This is a genomic window from Microbacterium sp. cx-59, assembly GCF_020805625.1.
Classification (GTDB): Bacteria; Actinomycetota; Actinomycetes; order Actinomycetales; family Microbacteriaceae; genus Microbacterium.
Genome location: NZ_JAJHGO010000008.1, coordinates 1 through 19,815, shown reverse-complemented (window position 1 = coordinate 19,815; position 19,815 = coordinate 1). Strand labels below are relative to the sequence as shown.

At 68.2% G+C, this 19,815-nt stretch carries 18 protein-coding genes, 2 tRNA genes and 1 pseudogene; 13 read left to right on the top strand and 8 right to left on the bottom strand.

The genetic code is table 11. The features are described from left to right. Positions 1-7 precede the first annotated feature (7 nt). On the bottom strand, positions 8-526 hold the full coding sequence (locus LMI96_RS10825; RefSeq protein WP_228361480.1) for a methylated-DNA--[protein]-cysteine S-methyltransferase: 519 nt from the start codon (positions 524-526) through the stop codon (positions 8-10). A gap of 177 nt (positions 527-703) precedes the next feature. On the opposite strand from LMI96_RS10825, the gene LMI96_RS10820 reads away from it, so the two are divergent. Then, positions 704-4,420 (top strand): AAA family ATPase, encoded by a 3,717-nt coding sequence (locus LMI96_RS10820; protein WP_228361479.1) that lies wholly within the window; start codon positions 704-706, stop codon positions 4,418-4,420. Further along, positions 4,407-4,592: a hypothetical protein gene (locus LMI96_RS10815; protein WP_228361478.1), complete on the top strand. Its 186-nt coding sequence runs from the start codon at positions 4,407-4,409 to the stop codon at positions 4,590-4,592. The genes LMI96_RS10820 and LMI96_RS10815 overlap by 14 nt, the downstream gene beginning before the upstream one ends. A 37-nt stretch (positions 4,593-4,629) precedes the next feature. Here LMI96_RS10815 and mscL (LMI96_RS10810) read toward each other — a convergent pair whose 3' ends face one another. Genes mscL (LMI96_RS10810) through LMI96_RS10800 form a run of 3 tightly spaced genes read right to left on the bottom strand, consistent with a single transcriptional unit; the run spans position 4,630 to position 6,036 of the window. Continuing rightward, the gene (gene mscL / locus LMI96_RS10810; protein WP_223723022.1) at positions 4,630-5,049 is read right to left on the bottom strand and encodes a large conductance mechanosensitive channel protein MscL; all 420 of its coding nucleotides are present in this window, start codon (positions 5,047-5,049) and stop codon (positions 4,630-4,632) included. Between the two features lie 31 nt (positions 5,050-5,080). Further along, positions 5,081-5,422 (bottom strand): FmdB family zinc ribbon protein, encoded by a 342-nt coding sequence (locus tag LMI96_RS10805; protein WP_228361477.1) that lies wholly within the window; start codon positions 5,420-5,422, stop codon positions 5,081-5,083. 20 nt (positions 5,423-5,442) lie between these two features. After that, complete coding sequence (locus LMI96_RS10800; protein WP_228361476.1) at positions 5,443-6,036, bottom strand: 5-formyltetrahydrofolate cyclo-ligase; 594 nt, start codon at positions 6,034-6,036, stop codon at positions 5,443-5,445. 40 nt (positions 6,037-6,076) lie between these two features. Between LMI96_RS10800 and galU (LMI96_RS10795) the strand changes: the two genes are divergently transcribed. The 5 genes and pseudogenes from galU (LMI96_RS10795) to LMI96_RS10775 all read left to right on the top strand — a co-directional run. Then, complete coding sequence (galU, locus tag LMI96_RS10795) at positions 6,077-6,961, top strand: UTP--glucose-1-phosphate uridylyltransferase GalU (RefSeq protein WP_223723025.1); 885 nt, start codon at positions 6,077-6,079, stop codon at positions 6,959-6,961. Positions 6,962-6,981: 20 nt separating this feature from the next. Continuing rightward, positions 6,982-7,617 (top strand): GNAT family N-acetyltransferase, encoded by a 636-nt coding sequence (locus tag LMI96_RS10790; RefSeq protein WP_223723026.1) that lies wholly within the window; start codon positions 6,982-6,984, stop codon positions 7,615-7,617. A 60-nt stretch (positions 7,618-7,677) separates the two neighbouring features. After that, positions 7,678-8,565: a large exoprotein gene (locus tag LMI96_RS10785; protein WP_228361475.1), complete on the top strand. Its 888-nt coding sequence runs from the start codon at positions 7,678-7,680 to the stop codon at positions 8,563-8,565. 50 nt (positions 8,566-8,615) lie between these two features. Beyond that, positions 8,616-8,691 (top strand) — tRNA-Ala (locus LMI96_RS10780). A gap of 533 nt (positions 8,692-9,224) precedes the next feature. Further along, positions 9,225-10,460 (top strand): annotated as a pseudogene (locus LMI96_RS10775) (cation acetate symporter); the annotation flags it as partial. 22 nt (positions 10,461-10,482) lie between these two features. Here the strand turns inward: LMI96_RS10775 and LMI96_RS10770 are convergent. Next, on the bottom strand, positions 10,483-11,001 hold the full coding sequence (locus tag LMI96_RS10770; RefSeq protein ID WP_228361480.1) for a methylated-DNA--[protein]-cysteine S-methyltransferase: 519 nt from the start codon (positions 10,999-11,001) through the stop codon (positions 10,483-10,485). A gap of 177 nt (positions 11,002-11,178) precedes the next feature. On the opposite strand from LMI96_RS10770, the gene LMI96_RS10765 reads away from it, so the two are divergent. Together LMI96_RS10765 and LMI96_RS10760 are read left to right on the top strand one after the other, a co-directional pair. Next, positions 11,179-14,895: an AAA family ATPase gene (locus LMI96_RS10765; RefSeq protein ID WP_228361479.1), complete on the top strand. Its 3,717-nt coding sequence runs from the start codon at positions 11,179-11,181 to the stop codon at positions 14,893-14,895. Further along, positions 14,882-15,067: a hypothetical protein gene (locus LMI96_RS10760; protein WP_228361478.1), complete on the top strand. Its 186-nt coding sequence runs from the start codon at positions 14,882-14,884 to the stop codon at positions 15,065-15,067. Before LMI96_RS10765 ends, LMI96_RS10760 begins: the two co-directional genes overlap by 14 nt. A 37-nt stretch (positions 15,068-15,104) precedes the next feature. On the opposite strand, the gene mscL (LMI96_RS10755) is transcribed toward LMI96_RS10760, so the two are convergent. From mscL (LMI96_RS10755) to LMI96_RS10745, 3 genes are read right to left on the bottom strand one after another with little or no spacing between them, the layout of a single operon-like run. After that, the gene (gene mscL, locus LMI96_RS10755; protein WP_223723022.1) at positions 15,105-15,524 is read right to left on the bottom strand and encodes a large conductance mechanosensitive channel protein MscL; all 420 of its coding nucleotides are present in this window, start codon (positions 15,522-15,524) and stop codon (positions 15,105-15,107) included. A 31-nt stretch (positions 15,525-15,555) separates the two neighbouring features. Then, positions 15,556-15,897, bottom strand: coding sequence for an FmdB family zinc ribbon protein (locus tag LMI96_RS10750; RefSeq protein ID WP_228361477.1), 342 nt, complete (start codon positions 15,895-15,897; stop codon positions 15,556-15,558). Positions 15,898-15,917: 20 nt separating this feature from the next. Further along, a complete protein-coding gene (locus LMI96_RS10745; RefSeq protein ID WP_228361476.1) occupies positions 15,918-16,511 on the bottom strand; it encodes a 5-formyltetrahydrofolate cyclo-ligase in 594 nt (197 codons plus the stop codon). A gap of 40 nt (positions 16,512-16,551) precedes the next feature. Between LMI96_RS10745 and galU (LMI96_RS10740) the strand changes: the two genes are divergently transcribed. The 4 genes from galU (LMI96_RS10740) to LMI96_RS10725 all read left to right on the top strand — a co-directional run bounded on the left by galU (LMI96_RS10740) (position 16,552) and on the right by LMI96_RS10725 (position 19,166). Next, entirely contained in the window at positions 16,552-17,436 is an 885-nt protein-coding gene (gene galU / locus LMI96_RS10740; protein ID WP_223723025.1) for a UTP--glucose-1-phosphate uridylyltransferase GalU, read from the top strand. Positions 17,437-17,456: 20 nt separating this feature from the next. Continuing rightward, the gene (locus LMI96_RS10735) at positions 17,457-18,092 is read left to right on the top strand and encodes a GNAT family N-acetyltransferase (protein ID WP_223723026.1); all 636 of its coding nucleotides are present in this window, start codon (positions 17,457-17,459) and stop codon (positions 18,090-18,092) included. Between the two features lie 60 nt (positions 18,093-18,152). Further along, positions 18,153-19,040: a large exoprotein gene (locus LMI96_RS10730; protein WP_228361475.1), complete on the top strand. Its 888-nt coding sequence runs from the start codon at positions 18,153-18,155 to the stop codon at positions 19,038-19,040. A gap of 50 nt (positions 19,041-19,090) precedes the next feature. Then, a tRNA-Ala gene (locus LMI96_RS10725) sits at positions 19,091-19,166 on the top strand. The last annotated feature ends 649 nt before the right edge of the window (positions 19,167-19,815 follow it).

Sequence of the window (19,815 nt, the reverse complement as noted above, 5' to 3'; positions counted from 1 at the left end):
GGGCGGCCTACACGCCCGCCGGACGATGCGTGTCCTCGAGATCGAGCAGGTAGCGCTTGATCTCGGGTCGCCCGCCGTACTCGCCGATCGACCCGTCGGCGCGCACGACGCGATGCACGGGAACGACGAGCGAGATCGGGGTCAACCGGCAGGCGGTGCCGACGGCGCGCGCGGCGCCTGCGGTGCCGGCCGAGATGGCGACTTCGCCGTAGCTGGCGGTTTCGCCGTACGGGATGCGGCGCACGGCCTCGAGCGCGAGCCGATGGAACCCGTTCACCGCCGACAGGTCGATCGGCAGATCGAAATCCGACCGATCGCCGTCGAAGTACTCATCGAGCTGCCGGGCGGTCTCATCTCCCGCGGCCTCGTCGTGCACGGGTACGGAACGGAGCGCGCCGACCCACGGTTCGAGCGCGGCACCGAGGGGTGCGTCGAGGATCTCGAGCCCGATCAGGCCCGCATCCGAATGGAGAAGCAGTGCATCGCCCACCGGAGTCGGGTGGATGCGGAAGGTCGCGGTCGTCATATCCCCATCATTGCGGCGGACACTCGCATCCGATCGGCGAAGCGGCGAGTGGGGGATGGATCGGGACGATTCGTCGCCTGGGGAGGAACAGCCGATCAGACCGGCGAGTCGCCCAATAGCGCGAAACCCGGGCGGGAATGAGCGGTAGGCGGCGTTCTCACGCCTAAGGTGACTCGTGTGTGGCGTGGAGAAGGTACGGCGACAGCCGGCAAGGACGACGTCGAGGCGACGCATCCCGTTCGCCCCGGCGATCTTGGCGTCGCCGAGCCCGGGGTCAGCGTGACGAATGCGGCGGAGCCCGAGCGCGCCCGCGTGCGCGCGCAGGCGGCGCTACTGGGTGGCAAGTCGACACTCCTCTTCTACGAGGACACGTCCGAGCACGGCATCGACATCAACAAGGCCCACCCGGGGAGCCTGCCGCAGTTCCTGACCGGCCGCTCCACTCTTCTGTCGAACCTGTACCGCGACGAGGTGGCGCTTCGCACGGCACGGCTGGCGGCCGAGCGCATCACGGCGAAGAACGTCGAACTGCGTACGGCCCGCGGCCTCGAGACGGTGGCGCTCGCCGTCGGGATGGCGTCCTGGCGCATCGGCGGCATCGTCTGCACGGCGCCGGTGCTTCTCCGTCCGCTCGCCATCCGCCGCCATCACACCGATTTCGAGCTGAAGCTCCGCGGCGCGTTCACCGTGAACCCGGAGCTGGTTCGCGCGCTCGGCACGCACTTCGGCATCCACCTCGATCCGGTGGCGCTCGCGTCTCTCGCGCACGACGGCAACGTTTTCCGCCCGCAGCCGGTCATCGACCACCTGCGCGCGCTGACGACGCACGTGCCCACCTTCACCGTCACGCCGCGGCTCGTCGTCTCGACCTTCGCCGACGTCGGCTCGGGGATGGCGCGCGATACGGCCGACCTCGACCACCCGGTGCTGAACGCCCTCGGCGGACACATCGCGGATCGCGAGCGACTCTCGCTGCGTCCGGCGCTGCCCACGGTGACGAGCCCCGACGACCGCACCCCGGCCGCCGACACGCTTCTTCTGGACGCGGATGCGGAGCAGGAAGCCGTGCTGGCGCGCATCGCCGCCGGGCACTCGCTCGCCGTGCACACGCTGCCCGGAACGGGCGGCACGCAGACCGTCATCAACGCCGTCGGTGCTCTCGTGCAGAGCGGAAAGCGGGTGCTGGTCGTCAGCGCTCGCCGCTCGACGCTCGACGGCGTGCGCCACCGGCTCGCCGGCATCGGTCTCGACGGCCTCGCGGTCACCCCGCGCCAGCTGCACCGCGACCTCATCCGGGCGATCGGCCGCAACGAGAAGGCCACGCAGCCGAAGGTGTCTGACATCGACGACGCGCTCGTGCGTTTGCGCACGGTGCTCCGGGACTACCGCGGTGCCCTGACTGTGCAGCATCCGAGCCTCGGCGCGTCCGCGCTCGATGTCGTGCGCCGGCTCACCGAGCTCACCACTCTCGACACGGCGCCCTCGACCACCGCGCGCTTCGACATCGCGACGCTGCAGCGCCTGCGCGACAACCGTCACATCGCAGCCGCGAAGCTCGTGGCCGCGGCGAAACTCGGCGAGTTCCGTTTCGGCCCCGACGATTCGCCCTGGTACGGCGTCTCGTTCGAAACGACCGTTGCGGCCCGCGCCGCGCACGCGGTCGCCGGTCGACTCAGCGGACAGGACGTGCCGAACCTGCTCGAGCGCGGCTACGAGCTCATCGCGCAGACCCGGATGCGGCCATTCCGCACCGTCGACGAACTCGGCGAGTACCTGCGCCTGCTGCAGGGCATCCGCGAGACGCTCGACAAGTTCTCGCCGTCGGTGTTCGAGCGCCCCCTGATCGAGCTCATCCAGGCGCACTCACCCAAGCGCGACGCCGCGTCGATGAGCAGTGCCAACCGTCGCCGGCTCAAGCGGCTGTCGCGCGAGTACGTGCGTGCGGGCGTCCACGTCGGCGACATGTACGAAGCCCTCGTCCGCATCCAGCAGCAGCGCGCCGACTGGCAGCGGCTGGTCGAGGCGGGCGTCATGCCCGAGGTGCCTACCGGCCTTGCGGACGTGCATGTCGCCTGGCAGCGCGTGCACGCGCAGCTCGGCGAACTCGATGAGATCCTGCGTCGCCGGGAGTCTGCGCGCCTCGCCTCGCTGCCCGTCGCCCACCTCATGCGCACGCTGGCCGGCCTCGGCGCAGAGTCCGAGTACTTCGAGAACCTGGTCGAGCGTGCCACGCTCCGCAGCGAGCTCGATCGCGCCGGCCTCGCCCCCCTTCTCACTGAGCTCTCGGTGCGGCACGTGCCCGAAGAGCACGTCTCCGCCGAGCTCGAGTTCGCGTGGTGGCAGTCGGCCCTCGAGCACCTGCTGCGCACCGACCGCGCGCTCCTCGGCGCGAACACTGCGGTGCTCGACCGGCTCGAACGGGATTTCCGACTCGTCGACGAAGCGCACGCGGCCGCATCCGGTCCGCTCCTGGCTGCCCAGCTCGCCACGCAGTGGAAGATCGGCATCGTCGACTACGCCGGTGAAGCGGCCGCGCTCAAGCAGGCGCTGAAGAACGGTGTCTCCGATCCCGAACAGCTCGTCCGCACGGCGCCGACGCTCCTCAAAGTCCTCGCGCCGGTGTGGCTCGCATCGCCCTACGAAGTACCCGACATTCCCGAGGCCCCGGCATTCGATGTCGTGATCATCGCGGATGCGGCGGCCCTCTGTCTCGCCGAGGCCGCCCCCGCGCTTCGCCGCGCCCGCCAGGTCGTCGTGTTCGGTGACCCGGTGACGCAGAAGCCCACCCCGTTCGCGGTGGGGGCCGGGGTTCGCACCGAGTCCGACGAATTCGATGAGCCGTTCGATGAGACCTCGGTCTTCGAGCGCCTCGCCGGACTCGTCGACGTCGCCACCCTCACGCGCTCGTACCGGGCCGGCGGCGAAGACCTCGCCCGGCTTGTGAACGACGCGTTCTACGGCGGCGAGATCGTCTCCCTCCCGTGGGCCGGGTCCTATCTCGGACGCGGCAGCCTCAGCATCGACTACGTCGAGGGCGGCACCGGAACCCCCGATCCCATCTCCGGCGCGGTCGAGAGTCCGGATGCGGAGGTCCGCCGCATCGTGACGCTCGTCATCGAGCACGCTGTGCAGCGCGGCGCCGAGTCGCTCATGGTCGTCACTCCCAGCCGCCGGCACGCGGAACGCATCCGTGCGGCCGTCGACGCGGCGTTCGCGGGACGCTCCGATGTCGCCGAGTTCGTCTCGCGCGACACCGCCGAGCCGTTCGCCGTGCTCACCCTCGAGGAATCCGTCGCCGAGAGCCGCGACCGAGTGATTCTGTCGCTCGGGTTCGGCCTCACCAAGCACGGCCGCGTCCTCAGCGACTTCGGTGACCTCTCCACCCCCGACGGTGAGCGACTGCTGACCGTCGGCATGACCCGCGCCCGTCGCTCGATGGTCGTGGTCTCGTCGATCCGACCGACCGCCTTCGAAGACGGCCGGCTCGAGCACGGCGCCGCCACACTCATGAGCATCCTCGGGGGAGTGGCCGCGCGCGATCGCGAGCACCGACTCGAAGATCTCGCCGACGCGACCACGCGCGTCCTCGCCCGCGAGCTCCGGGCCCTGGGCGTCGACGTCGACATCGACTACCGCGGCCTCCTGCCGCTGGTCGCCCACCACGAGGGCAAGGCCGTCGTGGTGGAGTGCGATCCGGAGACCCGGGACGAGTCGCTCCGCGAATCGCTGCGTCTGCGCCCCCAGATCCTGCGCCGCCTCGGCTGGCACTACGTGCGCGTGCACGCCTTCGACCTGTACAGCGATCCCGCCTCCGTCGCGGCACGCGTCGCGGGTCTGCTCGGGATCGGCGGCGGAGAGCACGCCTCGACCCAGCCGATCGATGTCATCGAGTGAGCCGCGTCAGCGCGTCGAACGGGTGCGCGGATCGCGACGGGCCAAGCTGACCTCGGCGCCCGGGGCCGTCGACGCCCCCGACCTTCCCGAACGCGACGACGCCGCATCCGCTCCGTCGGACGGAGGTCCGAACGATGAGCGGATGCGGCGTGACGTTCCCCCGCATTACTGAGGCGCTCGCGGGGAGAATCGCGCGGCGCTGAGCGGTCTCAGAGCGAGGGCTTGTTCTGCTTCTCGAGCAGATCGCGGATCTGGATGAGGAGCTCCTGCTCGGTCGGCAGCTTCGACTCCTCGGGCTCGGTCACGCCCGCGCGGGCCGCCTGGCGTTCCTTCCACTTGTTCATCGGGAAGACGAACACGAAGTACACGATCGCCGCAACGGCCACGAAGTTGATCAGCGCGGTCAGGATCGGTCCGATGAGGAAGTTCGATGTGCTGCCCGAGAGCGTCGGCACGGCCCACACCCAGGTCGACATGTCGCCGAGCTGGAAGATCACGCCGATCAGCGGGTTGATGAGCCCCGTGACGATCGCGTTGATGATCGCGGTGAACGCCGCTCCGATGACGACAGCGACCGCGAGGTCGATGACGTTGCCGCGCATGATGAACTCTTTGAAACCCTTGATCATCAGAAGCTCCTATCGATGTCGCGCGAGACGGTCAGGATGCCGCGGGTGCGGAAGACGACGTCGTCCCTGACGTCGATGATGCCGAACTCGCGCCCGACCCACCACCCGTGGAGCTGCCGGAGTCGGACTTCTTCTCGCTGCTCGACGAGCCGTTCGAGCTCGACGAGCCGTTCGAGCTCGACGAGCCGCCGGCCGCTGCGCGGGAGTCGGTGCGGTAGAAACCGGATCCGTTGAAGGTGACACCGATCGAGCCGTATTGCTTGCGCAGCTCACCCCCGCAGACGGGGCACTCGGTCAGCGCCGAGTCGGAGAACGCCTGGACGGCGTCGAAACGGTGGCCGCAGGACTTGCAGGCGTAGGCGTAGGTGGGCATCGTGCTCCTGGAACGGGTAATCAGCCTGCGCGACGCAGGTCAACGGTACGGGTCGGCGTCACGACGCCGGAAACAGGTTGGTCGTGCTTGTCGCGGGGCACGTCGTCGACGAGCTCGGAGTCGAAGATGACCGCGTACACCGGCGGGCAGCCCTCCATCGAGCCGATCGTCTTGTCGAAGTATCCACGTCCCCAGCCGAGCCGCATCCCGTGTCGGTCGACGGCGGCGGCGGGGATGATCATGAGGTCGACGTCGTTGACCGCGATCGGCCCGAGCAGTTCGCCGACGGGCTCGGGCAGTCCGAACAGGCCCTCGGCGATCTCTCCGTCGGCGGTCGCGACGGCCCAATCGAGCAGTCCGTCGACGCGGGTGACGGGGAGGAGCACGCGGATGCCGCGTCCGACGGCCTCGCGGACGAAACGCCGGGTGTCGGGCTCGGTCGTCATCGACAGGAAGCACGAGACGCTCGTCGCACCGGTGGCGGCCACGAGCGCGTCGAGCTGCTCGGCGATACCCACGGCGGCGGCCTCCCGGGCAGCATCCGTGAGGTTCTGACGACGTTCCCTCAGGTCCGCTCGCAGCGCCCGCTTGGCCTGATCTATCACGTCCGACATGCAGACGAGTCTAAGTTCCCCCGCCCGATAGGATCGGCCCATGTCGCATAAGCCCTTCAAAGCCGTGATCCCCGCTGCCGGTCTCGGCACTCGTTTCCTGCCGGCCACGAAGGCCATGCCGAAAGAGATGCTGCCGGTGGTCGACAAGCCCGCCATCCAGTACGTCGTCGAAGAGGCGGCGAATGCCGGCATCAGCGACGTGCTCATCATCATCGGTCGCAACAAGAACAACATTGCGAACCACTTCGATTCGATGCCCGAGCTCGAGGCGAAACTGCGTGAGAAGGGCGACGAAGACAAGCTCGCCAAGGTGGAGCACTCCTCCGACCTCGCCGACGTGCACATGGTGCGTCAGGGCGAGCCCAAGGGACTCGGGCACGCCGTGCTGCGTGCGCAGGCCCACGTCGGCGACCACCCGTTCGCGGTTCTGCTCGGCGACGACCTGATCGACGAGCGCGATCCGCTGCTCACCACGATGCTCTCGGAGTACGACAAGCGCGGCGCCAGCATCATCGCCCTCATGGAGGTCGACCCCGACAGCGTGCACCTCTACGGTGTCGCCGCGGTCGAGGCGACCGATGACGACGGCATCGTGAAGGTCACCGGTCTGGTGGAGAAACCGAAGAAGGAAGACGCTCCGTCCAACCTCGCGATCATCGGCCGGTACGTCCTCGGGCCCGACGTCTTCGAGGTGCTCGAGCACACGGAACCCGGCAAGGGCGGCGAGATCCAGCTCACCGATGCGCTGCAGGAACTGGCGATCGATCCGGAGAAGGGCGTGTACGGTGTCATCTTCGGTGGCCGTCGCTACGACACGGGCGACAAGCTCGACTACATCAAGGCGATCGTGCAGCTCGCCTCCGATCGCGACGACCTCGGCCCGGAGCTGCGTCCGTGGCTGAAGGACTTCGCGGCCGGTCTCTGACCAAGTCAGGACACCCCACAGTGGAATTGACGGCATCGCGGACGTACGGGCCGGTGTCGATCCGGCTCATCCGCAATCGCGATGCGCGCGTTCTTCAGGACCACCTGATGACCAATAGGTCCTGGTTGAGCCCCTGGGAGGCGACGAGCCCGGATGGTGCGGTCTCGCTCGACATGAAGATCGGTATCCGGCGCCTTTTGCAGCAGCATCGCGACGGCGCCGGGGTGCCGTTCGTCATGGAGTACGACGGGCAGGTCACCGGTCAGCTCAACGTGTGGGGCATCGCGCGCGGTTCGCTCGCGTCCGCGACGATCGGCTACTGGATCTCACGGGAGTACGCCGGCCGCGACATCACGCCGATCTCAGTGGCGATGGCGACCGACATGTGCTTCGAGGAGATGCGTCTGCACCGGATGGAGATCTGCATCCGTCCGGAGAACCACGCGAGCCTCCGCATCGTGCAGAAGCTGGGGTTCCGGTACGAGGGGCTTCGTCGGCGGTACATCCACATCGATGGCGACTGGCGAGACCATTACGCGTTCGCCCTGGTGCGCGAAGACGTCCCGCAGGGGGTCTTGGCGCGCTGGGCGGAGAACCGGGTGCCCAAGGACTGGGCCGACATTCCGCCAGAAGACCGCGCGGCCGCCGGAGAATGAGCGTCGCGACACGCCCCGCCCTGCGCGATGTGCGCGGCCTCGTCGCCTAGCGTTGACCGCATGGGCGGACAGGTGTGGGGCGGCGGGGTGATCTTCCTCGTCGCGGTCGCGCTCTGGATGCTCTATCTGCTGCCGAGCTGGCACAGTCGGCACCTCTTCAACGCGTCCGAGCGCAATGCCGTGCGACTCAATCAGGCGCTCCGCGTTCTCGCGGAGACCAGTGAGACCCCGCAGGAAGTGCGGCTGGAGCTGAACGCACGGACCGCGCTCGCCCAGCAGAAGCTTGCCCGTCGCACGCAGGCCGAGAAGGAGCGAGCGGAACTCGAACGTGCGCGCGTCGAACTCGAGCTGGCGAAGGCCGAGGCGAGAGCCGTTCGTGCGGCGCCGGCCGCGCGAATCGTGCGAGCGCGTCGAGCAGCCCGCTTGACGGCGACGACAGTGGGTGGGCTCTCCCTGCTCGCGGCCGGCGTCGGAGTGTGGCTCTGGATATCCGCGGGGGCGACGACACTCGCGTGGGTTGGGGGAGTGGGCGTGCTGCTGAGCGCGTACACCCTCCACCGGATGGCGAGAGTGGCCGTCCGTGCCGCGGTGCGGGCGACCGTCGTCGAGCCGGCGGTGCGAACGGCCGAGGTGCAGGATGTGGCGCTGCCCGTGGAGCCTCGCCCAACCTGGCAGCCGCGGACGCTGCCGCGCCCCTTGAGTTCTTCCGCGGGTTCCGCTGCGGCGGTCATGCGCGATGCCGCCGACGCGCGAGAGCGACTCCGACGAGCAGCTCTCGAGGAGGCGAAGCGCGTGCAGGCGGAGAAGGCCGCGCCGACCCCGATCGAGACCGCGCGTCCGGTCGAAGCAGCGCCCGCCGCATCCGCGTTCTCCCGGATGGGATACGTCGATGACGCGGAGATCGAAGAGCACGTGCGCCGGATGCTGCAGCACCGCGCGGCCGGCTGATCGGTGGCACGAACGCCCGTTTCGTGCGTGCTAACGTAGTTGAGGTTCTTGGGCCTGTGGCGCAGTTGGTAGCGCGCCTCGTTCGCATCGAGGAGGTCAGGGGTTCGAATCCCCTCAGGTCCACCAACGAAAAGAAGACCCCCGCTTGTCGGGGGTCTTCTTGCGTTATCGGGCGGTGCGACCGGCCACGGGGAGTGACCGCCATCGTCGAGTCCCGAGCCGTAACAGGGGAGGATCCGGCACGAACCGGACCGGATCCGCGGAAAGACGGGCGACACGCCCGGGGGGATGGCGGGATTTGCCCGCTCCCCGGGATCCACGTAAATTCTTACTTGTTCGCCCCACAGGGAAGAACGGAGAGGCTGAAGCCCCGTTCCCCTCAAGTAGCGACAACCCCCTTCTGAAGATCACGCCTCCTGGTGTGTGTCGGTGAAGGGAGGCCCGATTCAGTCGGTCGAGTACTCCGGTACGTGACCGCAAACCGGCGGAAACGCCGATTTGACAGAGACTGAAACGGACCATACGATTGTGAAGTTGCCCTGCGGGGTTGGCCGTGAGGTCAGCTGGTGGGAGCGTCCGATCCTTGAGAACTCAACAGCGTGCACTTGTCAAATGCCAAATAACCTCGTCTAGCTTCGGCTAGGGAGATTCCTTTGGGCCTCAAAGAGCGCCCGGTCCGGATGGCGGCGGCCATCACGACACTCGCCGTGTGCTTCTTCTATCTGCTCGCGCAGATGGCCGGCGCCGGTGGCCTCGTGTCGCTGCTGCTCGGAATCAACGACAAGATCGGTCAGTCGATCGTCGTGGCCGTGGTGGGGCTCCTCATGATCGTCTACGTGCTGATCGGCGGAATGAAGGGAACCACCTGGGTGCAGATCGTCAAGGCGTTCCTGCTCATCGGCGGCGCGGTCGTCATGACGGTGTGGGTGCTGGCGATCAACGGGTTCAACCTCAACACTCTCCTCGAGAGCGCGGTCGCCGCGTCGCCGCAGGGCGACAAGGTGCTCGGCCCCGGACTCCAGTACGGCAAGAACCCGTGGGACTTCATCTCGCTGGCGATCGCCCTCGTGCTCGGTACGGCCGGACTCCCGCACGTGCTGATGCGCTTCTATACGGTGCCCACCGCGAAAGAGGCGCGGCGATCCGTCGTCTGGGCCATCTGGCTCATCGGCCTCTTCTACCTGCTGACCCTCGTGCTCGGATACGGCGCCGGTGCGCTCGTCGGGCCGGAGACCATCGCGGCTGCTCCGGGCGGGGTCAATTCCGCGGCGCCGCTCCTCGCGCTCTACCTCGGAGGCCCGGTGCTACTCGGCTTCATCTCCGCGGTCGCTTTCGCGACGATCCTCGCGGTGGTGGCGGGTCTCACGATCACGGCCGCGGCATCCTTCGCTCACGACATCTACGCGAGCGTCGTGAAGAAGGGCAACGTGCCGCCGGATGGTGAGGTGAAGGTCGCGCGACGGACCGTGATCGTCATCGGCATCCTCGCCATCATCGGTGGGATCGGGGTGCAGGGTCAGAACGTCGCGTTCCTCGTGGCACTCGCGTTCGCGGTGGCGGCATCGGCCAACCTGCCGACGATTTTGTTCTCGCTGTTCTGGCGTCGGTTCTCGACCCGCGGTGCGGTGTGGAGCATGTACGGCGGCCTCGCTGCGGCGATCATCCTCATCGTGCTGTCGCCCGTGTTCTGGGGGACGGAGACGAGCGTGTTCAAGAACGTCGGCGTGGCGATCTGGCCGTTGAACAACCCCGGCATCGTGTCGATCCCGCTCGGCTTCTTCCTCGGCTGGCTCGGATCGGTGACGTCTCGCCGGGTCGAAGATCCTCGCAAGGCGGCGGAGATGGACGTGCGATCGCTGACGGGATTCGGCGCCGAGAAGGCGACCGACCACTGAGCGACATCGTCCGGCGGGCGGCCTACACGCCCGCCGGACGATGCGTGTCCTCGAGATCGAGCAGGTAGCGCTTGATCTCGGGTCGCCCGCCGTACTCGCCGATCGACCCGTCGGCGCGCACGACGCGATGCACGGGAACGACGAGCGAGATCGGGGTCAACCGGCAGGCGGTGCCGACGGCGCGCGCGGCGCCTGCGGTGCCGGCCGAGATGGCGACTTCGCCGTAGCTGGCGGTTTCGCCGTACGGGATGCGGCGCACGGCCTCGAGCGCGAGCCGATGGAACCCGTTCACCGCCGACAGGTCGATCGGCAGATCGAAATCCGACCGATCGCCGTCGAAGTACTCATCGAGCTGCCGGGCGGTCTCATCTCCCGCGGCCTCGTCGTGCACGGGTACGGAACGGAGCGCGCCGACCCACGGTTCGAGCGCGGCACCGAGGGGTGCGTCGAGGATCTCGAGCCCGATCAGGCCCGCATCCGAATGGAGAAGCAGTGCATCGCCCACCGGAGTCGGGTGGATGCGGAAGGTCGCGGTCGTCATATCCCCATCATTGCGGCGGACACTCGCATCCGATCGGCGAAGCGGCGAGTGGGGGATGGATCGGGACGATTCGTCGCCTGGGGAGGAACAGCCGATCAGACCGGCGAGTCGCCCAATAGCGCGAAACCCGGGCGGGAATGAGCGGTAGGCGGCGTTCTCACGCCTAAGGTGACTCGTGTGTGGCGTGGAGAAGGTACGGCGACAGCCGGCAAGGACGACGTCGAGGCGACGCATCCCGTTCGCCCCGGCGATCTTGGCGTCGCCGAGCCCGGGGTCAGCGTGACGAATGCGGCGGAGCCCGAGCGCGCCCGCGTGCGCGCGCAGGCGGCGCTACTGGGTGGCAAGTCGACACTCCTCTTCTACGAGGACACGTCCGAGCACGGCATCGACATCAACAAGGCCCACCCGGGGAGCCTGCCGCAGTTCCTGACCGGCCGCTCCACTCTTCTGTCGAACCTGTACCGCGACGAGGTGGCGCTTCGCACGGCACGGCTGGCGGCCGAGCGCATCACGGCGAAGAACGTCGAACTGCGTACGGCCCGCGGCCTCGAGACGGTGGCGCTCGCCGTCGGGATGGCGTCCTGGCGCATCGGCGGCATCGTCTGCACGGCGCCGGTGCTTCTCCGTCCGCTCGCCATCCGCCGCCATCACACCGATTTCGAGCTGAAGCTCCGCGGCGCGTTCACCGTGAACCCGGAGCTGGTTCGCGCGCTCGGCACGCACTTCGGCATCCACCTCGATCCGGTGGCGCTCGCGTCTCTCGCGCACGACGGCAACGTTTTCCGCCCGCAGCCGGTCATCGACCACCTGCGCGCGCTGACGACGCACGTGCCCACCTTCACCGTCACGCCGCGGCTCGTCGTCTCGACCTTCGCCGACGTCGGCTCGGGGATGGCGCGCGATACGGCCGACCTCGACCACCCGGTGCTGAACGCCCTCGGCGGACACATCGCGGATCGCGAGCGACTCTCGCTGCGTCCGGCGCTGCCCACGGTGACGAGCCCCGACGACCGCACCCCGGCCGCCGACACGCTTCTTCTGGACGCGGATGCGGAGCAGGAAGCCGTGCTGGCGCGCATCGCCGCCGGGCACTCGCTCGCCGTGCACACGCTGCCCGGAACGGGCGGCACGCAGACCGTCATCAACGCCGTCGGTGCTCTCGTGCAGAGCGGAAAGCGGGTGCTGGTCGTCAGCGCTCGCCGCTCGACGCTCGACGGCGTGCGCCACCGGCTCGCCGGCATCGGTCTCGACGGCCTCGCGGTCACCCCGCGCCAGCTGCACCGCGACCTCATCCGGGCGATCGGCCGCAACGAGAAGGCCACGCAGCCGAAGGTGTCTGACATCGACGACGCGCTCGTGCGTTTGCGCACGGTGCTCCGGGACTACCGCGGTGCCCTGACTGTGCAGCATCCGAGCCTCGGCGCGTCCGCGCTCGATGTCGTGCGCCGGCTCACCGAGCTCACCACTCTCGACACGGCGCCCTCGACCACCGCGCGCTTCGACATCGCGACGCTGCAGCGCCTGCGCGACAACCGTCACATCGCAGCCGCGAAGCTCGTGGCCGCGGCGAAACTCGGCGAGTTCCGTTTCGGCCCCGACGATTCGCCCTGGTACGGCGTCTCGTTCGAAACGACCGTTGCGGCCCGCGCCGCGCACGCGGTCGCCGGTCGACTCAGCGGACAGGACGTGCCGAACCTGCTCGAGCGCGGCTACGAGCTCATCGCGCAGACCCGGATGCGGCCATTCCGCACCGTCGACGAACTCGGCGAGTACCTGCGCCTGCTGCAGGGCATCCGCGAGACGCTCGACAAGTTCTCGCCGTCGGTGTTCGAGCGCCCCCTGATCGAGCTCATCCAGGCGCACTCACCCAAGCGCGACGCCGCGTCGATGAGCAGTGCCAACCGTCGCCGGCTCAAGCGGCTGTCGCGCGAGTACGTGCGTGCGGGCGTCCACGTCGGCGACATGTACGAAGCCCTCGTCCGCATCCAGCAGCAGCGCGCCGACTGGCAGCGGCTGGTCGAGGCGGGCGTCATGCCCGAGGTGCCTACCGGCCTTGCGGACGTGCATGTCGCCTGGCAGCGCGTGCACGCGCAGCTCGGCGAACTCGATGAGATCCTGCGTCGCCGGGAGTCTGCGCGCCTCGCCTCGCTGCCCGTCGCCCACCTCATGCGCACGCTGGCCGGCCTCGGCGCAGAGTCCGAGTACTTCGAGAACCTGGTCGAGCGTGCCACGCTCCGCAGCGAGCTCGATCGCGCCGGCCTCGCCCCCCTTCTCACTGAGCTCTCGGTGCGGCACGTGCCCGAAGAGCACGTCTCCGCCGAGCTCGAGTTCGCGTGGTGGCAGTCGGCCCTCGAGCACCTGCTGCGCACCGACCGCGCGCTCCTCGGCGCGAACACTGCGGTGCTCGACCGGCTCGAACGGGATTTCCGACTCGTCGACGAAGCGCACGCGGCCGCATCCGGTCCGCTCCTGGCTGCCCAGCTCGCCACGCAGTGGAAGATCGGCATCGTCGACTACGCCGGTGAAGCGGCCGCGCTCAAGCAGGCGCTGAAGAACGGTGTCTCCGATCCCGAACAGCTCGTCCGCACGGCGCCGACGCTCCTCAAAGTCCTCGCGCCGGTGTGGCTCGCATCGCCCTACGAAGTACCCGACATTCCCGAGGCCCCGGCATTCGATGTCGTGATCATCGCGGATGCGGCGGCCCTCTGTCTCGCCGAGGCCGCCCCCGCGCTTCGCCGCGCCCGCCAGGTCGTCGTGTTCGGTGACCCGGTGACGCAGAAGCCCACCCCGTTCGCGGTGGGGGCCGGGGTTCGCACCGAGTCCGACGAATTCGATGAGCCGTTCGATGAGACCTCGGTCTTCGAGCGCCTCGCCGGACTCGTCGACGTCGCCACCCTCACGCGCTCGTACCGGGCCGGCGGCGAAGACCTCGCCCGGCTTGTGAACGACGCGTTCTACGGCGGCGAGATCGTCTCCCTCCCGTGGGCCGGGTCCTATCTCGGACGCGGCAGCCTCAGCATCGACTACGTCGAGGGCGGCACCGGAACCCCCGATCCCATCTCCGGCGCGGTCGAGAGTCCGGATGCGGAGGTCCGCCGCATCGTGACGCTCGTCATCGAGCACGCTGTGCAGCGCGGCGCCGAGTCGCTCATGGTCGTCACTCCCAGCCGCCGGCACGCGGAACGCATCCGTGCGGCCGTCGACGCGGCGTTCGCGGGACGCTCCGATGTCGCCGAGTTCGTCTCGCGCGACACCGCCGAGCCGTTCGCCGTGCTCACCCTCGAGGAATCCGTCGCCGAGAGCCGCGACCGAGTGATTCTGTCGCTCGGGTTCGGCCTCACCAAGCACGGCCGCGTCCTCAGCGACTTCGGTGACCTCTCCACCCCCGACGGTGAGCGACTGCTGACCGTCGGCATGACCCGCGCCCGTCGCTCGATGGTCGTGGTCTCGTCGATCCGACCGACCGCCTTCGAAGACGGCCGGCTCGAGCACGGCGCCGCCACACTCATGAGCATCCTCGGGGGAGTGGCCGCGCGCGATCGCGAGCACCGACTCGAAGATCTCGCCGACGCGACCACGCGCGTCCTCGCCCGCGAGCTCCGGGCCCTGGGCGTCGACGTCGACATCGACTACCGCGGCCTCCTGCCGCTGGTCGCCCACCACGAGGGCAAGGCCGTCGTGGTGGAGTGCGATCCGGAGACCCGGGACGAGTCGCTCCGCGAATCGCTGCGTCTGCGCCCCCAGATCCTGCGCCGCCTCGGCTGGCACTACGTGCGCGTGCACGCCTTCGACCTGTACAGCGATCCCGCCTCCGTCGCGGCACGCGTCGCGGGTCTGCTCGGGATCGGCGGCGGAGAGCACGCCTCGACCCAGCCGATCGATGTCATCGAGTGAGCCGCGTCAGCGCGTCGAACGGGTGCGCGGATCGCGACGGGCCAAGCTGACCTCGGCGCCCGGGGCCGTCGACGCCCCCGACCTTCCCGAACGCGACGACGCCGCATCCGCTCCGTCGGACGGAGGTCCGAACGATGAGCGGATGCGGCGTGACGTTCCCCCGCATTACTGAGGCGCTCGCGGGGAGAATCGCGCGGCGCTGAGCGGTCTCAGAGCGAGGGCTTGTTCTGCTTCTCGAGCAGATCGCGGATCTGGATGAGGAGCTCCTGCTCGGTCGGCAGCTTCGACTCCTCGGGCTCGGTCACGCCCGCGCGGGCCGCCTGGCGTTCCTTCCACTTGTTCATCGGGAAGACGAACACGAAGTACACGATCGCCGCAACGGCCACGAAGTTGATCAGCGCGGTCAGGATCGGTCCGATGAGGAAGTTCGATGTGCTGCCCGAGAGCGTCGGCACGGCCCACACCCAGGTCGACATGTCGCCGAGCTGGAAGATCACGCCGATCAGCGGGTTGATGAGCCCCGTGACGATCGCGTTGATGATCGCGGTGAACGCCGCTCCGATGACGACAGCGACCGCGAGGTCGATGACGTTGCCGCGCATGATGAACTCTTTGAAACCCTTGATCATCAGAAGCTCCTATCGATGTCGCGCGAGACGGTCAGGATGCCGCGGGTGCGGAAGACGACGTCGTCCCTGACGTCGATGATGCCGAACTCGCGCCCGACCCACCACCCGTGGAGCTGCCGGAGTCGGACTTCTTCTCGCTGCTCGACGAGCCGTTCGAGCTCGACGAGCCGTTCGAGCTCGACGAGCCGCCGGCCGCTGCGCGGGAGTCGGTGCGGTAGAAACCGGATCCGTTGAAGGTGACACCGATCGAGCCGTATTGCTTGCGCAGCTCACCCCCGCAGACGGGGCACTCGGTCAGCGCCGAGTCGGAGAACGCCTGGACGGCGTCGAAACGGTGGCCGCAGGACTTGCAGGCGTAGGCGTAGGTGGGCATCGTGCTCCTGGAACGGGTAATCAGCCTGCGCGACGCAGGTCAACGGTACGGGTCGGCGTCACGACGCCGGAAACAGGTTGGTCGTGCTTGTCGCGGGGCACGTCGTCGACGAGCTCGGAGTCGAAGATGACCGCGTACACCGGCGGGCAGCCCTCCATCGAGCCGATCGTCTTGTCGAAGTATCCACGTCCCCAGCCGAGCCGCATCCCGTGTCGGTCGACGGCGGCGGCGGGGATGATCATGAGGTCGACGTCGTTGACCGCGATCGGCCCGAGCAGTTCGCCGACGGGCTCGGGCAGTCCGAACAGGCCCTCGGCGATCTCTCCGTCGGCGGTCGCGACGGCCCAATCGAGCAGTCCGTCGACGCGGGTGACGGGGAGGAGCACGCGGATGCCGCGTCCGACGGCCTCGCGGACGAAACGCCGGGTGTCGGGCTCGGTCGTCATCGACAGGAAGCACGAGACGCTCGTCGCACCGGTGGCGGCCACGAGCGCGTCGAGCTGCTCGGCGATACCCACGGCGGCGGCCTCCCGGGCAGCATCCGTGAGGTTCTGACGACGTTCCCTCAGGTCCGCTCGCAGCGCCCGCTTGGCCTGATCTATCACGTCCGACATGCAGACGAGTCTAAGTTCCCCCGCCCGATAGGATCGGCCCATGTCGCATAAGCCCTTCAAAGCCGTGATCCCCGCTGCCGGTCTCGGCACTCGTTTCCTGCCGGCCACGAAGGCCATGCCGAAAGAGATGCTGCCGGTGGTCGACAAGCCCGCCATCCAGTACGTCGTCGAAGAGGCGGCGAATGCCGGCATCAGCGACGTGCTCATCATCATCGGTCGCAACAAGAACAACATTGCGAACCACTTCGATTCGATGCCCGAGCTCGAGGCGAAACTGCGTGAGAAGGGCGACGAAGACAAGCTCGCCAAGGTGGAGCACTCCTCCGACCTCGCCGACGTGCACATGGTGCGTCAGGGCGAGCCCAAGGGACTCGGGCACGCCGTGCTGCGTGCGCAGGCCCACGTCGGCGACCACCCGTTCGCGGTTCTGCTCGGCGACGACCTGATCGACGAGCGCGATCCGCTGCTCACCACGATGCTCTCGGAGTACGACAAGCGCGGCGCCAGCATCATCGCCCTCATGGAGGTCGACCCCGACAGCGTGCACCTCTACGGTGTCGCCGCGGTCGAGGCGACCGATGACGACGGCATCGTGAAGGTCACCGGTCTGGTGGAGAAACCGAAGAAGGAAGACGCTCCGTCCAACCTCGCGATCATCGGCCGGTACGTCCTCGGGCCCGACGTCTTCGAGGTGCTCGAGCACACGGAACCCGGCAAGGGCGGCGAGATCCAGCTCACCGATGCGCTGCAGGAACTGGCGATCGATCCGGAGAAGGGCGTGTACGGTGTCATCTTCGGTGGCCGTCGCTACGACACGGGCGACAAGCTCGACTACATCAAGGCGATCGTGCAGCTCGCCTCCGATCGCGACGACCTCGGCCCGGAGCTGCGTCCGTGGCTGAAGGACTTCGCGGCCGGTCTCTGACCAAGTCAGGACACCCCACAGTGGAATTGACGGCATCGCGGACGTACGGGCCGGTGTCGATCCGGCTCATCCGCAATCGCGATGCGCGCGTTCTTCAGGACCACCTGATGACCAATAGGTCCTGGTTGAGCCCCTGGGAGGCGACGAGCCCGGATGGTGCGGTCTCGCTCGACATGAAGATCGGTATCCGGCGCCTTTTGCAGCAGCATCGCGACGGCGCCGGGGTGCCGTTCGTCATGGAGTACGACGGGCAGGTCACCGGTCAGCTCAACGTGTGGGGCATCGCGCGCGGTTCGCTCGCGTCCGCGACGATCGGCTACTGGATCTCACGGGAGTACGCCGGCCGCGACATCACGCCGATCTCAGTGGCGATGGCGACCGACATGTGCTTCGAGGAGATGCGTCTGCACCGGATGGAGATCTGCATCCGTCCGGAGAACCACGCGAGCCTCCGCATCGTGCAGAAGCTGGGGTTCCGGTACGAGGGGCTTCGTCGGCGGTACATCCACATCGATGGCGACTGGCGAGACCATTACGCGTTCGCCCTGGTGCGCGAAGACGTCCCGCAGGGGGTCTTGGCGCGCTGGGCGGAGAACCGGGTGCCCAAGGACTGGGCCGACATTCCGCCAGAAGACCGCGCGGCCGCCGGAGAATGAGCGTCGCGACACGCCCCGCCCTGCGCGATGTGCGCGGCCTCGTCGCCTAGCGTTGACCGCATGGGCGGACAGGTGTGGGGCGGCGGGGTGATCTTCCTCGTCGCGGTCGCGCTCTGGATGCTCTATCTGCTGCCGAGCTGGCACAGTCGGCACCTCTTCAACGCGTCCGAGCGCAATGCCGTGCGACTCAATCAGGCGCTCCGCGTTCTCGCGGAGACCAGTGAGACCCCGCAGGAAGTGCGGCTGGAGCTGAACGCACGGACCGCGCTCGCCCAGCAGAAGCTTGCCCGTCGCACGCAGGCCGAGAAGGAGCGAGCGGAACTCGAACGTGCGCGCGTCGAACTCGAGCTGGCGAAGGCCGAGGCGAGAGCCGTTCGTGCGGCGCCGGCCGCGCGAATCGTGCGAGCGCGTCGAGCAGCCCGCTTGACGGCGACGACAGTGGGTGGGCTCTCCCTGCTCGCGGCCGGCGTCGGAGTGTGGCTCTGGATATCCGCGGGGGCGACGACACTCGCGTGGGTTGGGGGAGTGGGCGTGCTGCTGAGCGCGTACACCCTCCACCGGATGGCGAGAGTGGCCGTCCGTGCCGCGGTGCGGGCGACCGTCGTCGAGCCGGCGGTGCGAACGGCCGAGGTGCAGGATGTGGCGCTGCCCGTGGAGCCTCGCCCAACCTGGCAGCCGCGGACGCTGCCGCGCCCCTTGAGTTCTTCCGCGGGTTCCGCTGCGGCGGTCATGCGCGATGCCGCCGACGCGCGAGAGCGACTCCGACGAGCAGCTCTCGAGGAGGCGAAGCGCGTGCAGGCGGAGAAGGCCGCGCCGACCCCGATCGAGACCGCGCGTCCGGTCGAAGCAGCGCCCGCCGCATCCGCGTTCTCCCGGATGGGATACGTCGATGACGCGGAGATCGAAGAGCACGTGCGCCGGATGCTGCAGCACCGCGCGGCCGGCTGATCGGTGGCACGAACGCCCGTTTCGTGCGTGCTAACGTAGTTGAGGTTCTTGGGCCTGTGGCGCAGTTGGTAGCGCGCCTCGTTCGCATCGAGGAGGTCAGGGGTTCGAATCCCCTCAGGTCCACCAACGAAAAGAAGACCCCCGCTTGTCGGGGGTCTTCTTGCGTTATCGGGCGGTGCGACCGGCCACGGGGAGTGACCGCCATCGTCGAGTCCCGAGCCGTAACAGGGGAGGATCCGGCACGAACCGGACCGGATCCGCGGAAAGACGGGCGACACGCCCGGGGGGATGGCGGGATTTGCCCGCTCCCCGGGATCCACGTAAATTCTTACTTGTTCGCCCCACAGGGAAGAACGGAGAGGCTGAAGCCCCGTTCCCCTCAAGTAGCGACAACCCCCTTCTGAAGATCACGCCTCCTGGTGTGTGTCGGTGAAGGGAGGCCCGATTCAGTCGGTCGAGTACTCCGGTACGTGACCGCAAACCGGCGGAAACGCCGATTTGACAGAGACTGAAACGGACCATACGATTGTGAAGTTGCCCTGCGGGGTTGGCCGTGAGGTCAGCTGGTGGGAGCGTCCGATCCTTGAGAACTCAACAGCGTGCACTTGTCAAATGCCAAATAACCTCGTCTAGCTTCGGCTAGGGAGATTCCTTTGGATCAAGTCCAATCTCCTTTTTGGGGGTTGGCGTTATGGATTGTCAGTAATGGCATCCTTTTGGTCAGTTCAAACTCGCTGTCCGACCTTATTCCGGTTGGTCAGTATTTTTCTTTTAC

What these genes read in the sequence shown, in the direction of transcription:
- LMI96_RS10825 (WP_228361480.1), bottom strand. Translation starts at nt 526, where the DNA reads ATGACGACCGCGACCTTCCGCATCCACCCGACTCCGGTGGGCGATGCA.
- LMI96_RS10815 (WP_228361478.1), top strand. Translation starts at nt 4,407, where the DNA reads ATGTCATCGAGTGAGCCGCGTCAGCGCGTCGAACGGGTGCGCGGATCG.
- mscL (WP_223723022.1), bottom strand. Translation starts at nt 5,049, where the DNA reads ATGATCAAGGGTTTCAAAGAGTTCATCATGCGCGGCAACGTCATCGAC.
- LMI96_RS10805 (WP_228361477.1), bottom strand. Translation starts at nt 5,422, where the DNA reads ATGCCCACCTACGCCTACGCCTGCAAGTCCTGCGGCCACCGTTTCGAC.
- LMI96_RS10800 (WP_228361476.1), bottom strand. Translation starts at nt 6,036, where the DNA reads ATGTCGGACGTGATAGATCAGGCCAAGCGGGCGCTGCGAGCGGACCTG.
- galU (WP_223723025.1), top strand. Translation starts at nt 6,077, where the DNA reads ATGTCGCATAAGCCCTTCAAAGCCGTGATCCCCGCTGCCGGTCTCGGC.
- LMI96_RS10785 (WP_228361475.1), top strand. Translation starts at nt 7,678, where the DNA reads ATGGGCGGACAGGTGTGGGGCGGCGGGGTGATCTTCCTCGTCGCGGTC.
- LMI96_RS10770 (WP_228361480.1), bottom strand. Translation starts at nt 11,001, where the DNA reads ATGACGACCGCGACCTTCCGCATCCACCCGACTCCGGTGGGCGATGCA.
- LMI96_RS10760 (WP_228361478.1), top strand. Translation starts at nt 14,882, where the DNA reads ATGTCATCGAGTGAGCCGCGTCAGCGCGTCGAACGGGTGCGCGGATCG.
- mscL (WP_223723022.1), bottom strand. Translation starts at nt 15,524, where the DNA reads ATGATCAAGGGTTTCAAAGAGTTCATCATGCGCGGCAACGTCATCGAC.
- LMI96_RS10750 (WP_228361477.1), bottom strand. Translation starts at nt 15,897, where the DNA reads ATGCCCACCTACGCCTACGCCTGCAAGTCCTGCGGCCACCGTTTCGAC.
- LMI96_RS10745 (WP_228361476.1), bottom strand. Translation starts at nt 16,511, where the DNA reads ATGTCGGACGTGATAGATCAGGCCAAGCGGGCGCTGCGAGCGGACCTG.
- galU (WP_223723025.1), top strand. Translation starts at nt 16,552, where the DNA reads ATGTCGCATAAGCCCTTCAAAGCCGTGATCCCCGCTGCCGGTCTCGGC.
- LMI96_RS10730 (WP_228361475.1), top strand. Translation starts at nt 18,153, where the DNA reads ATGGGCGGACAGGTGTGGGGCGGCGGGGTGATCTTCCTCGTCGCGGTC.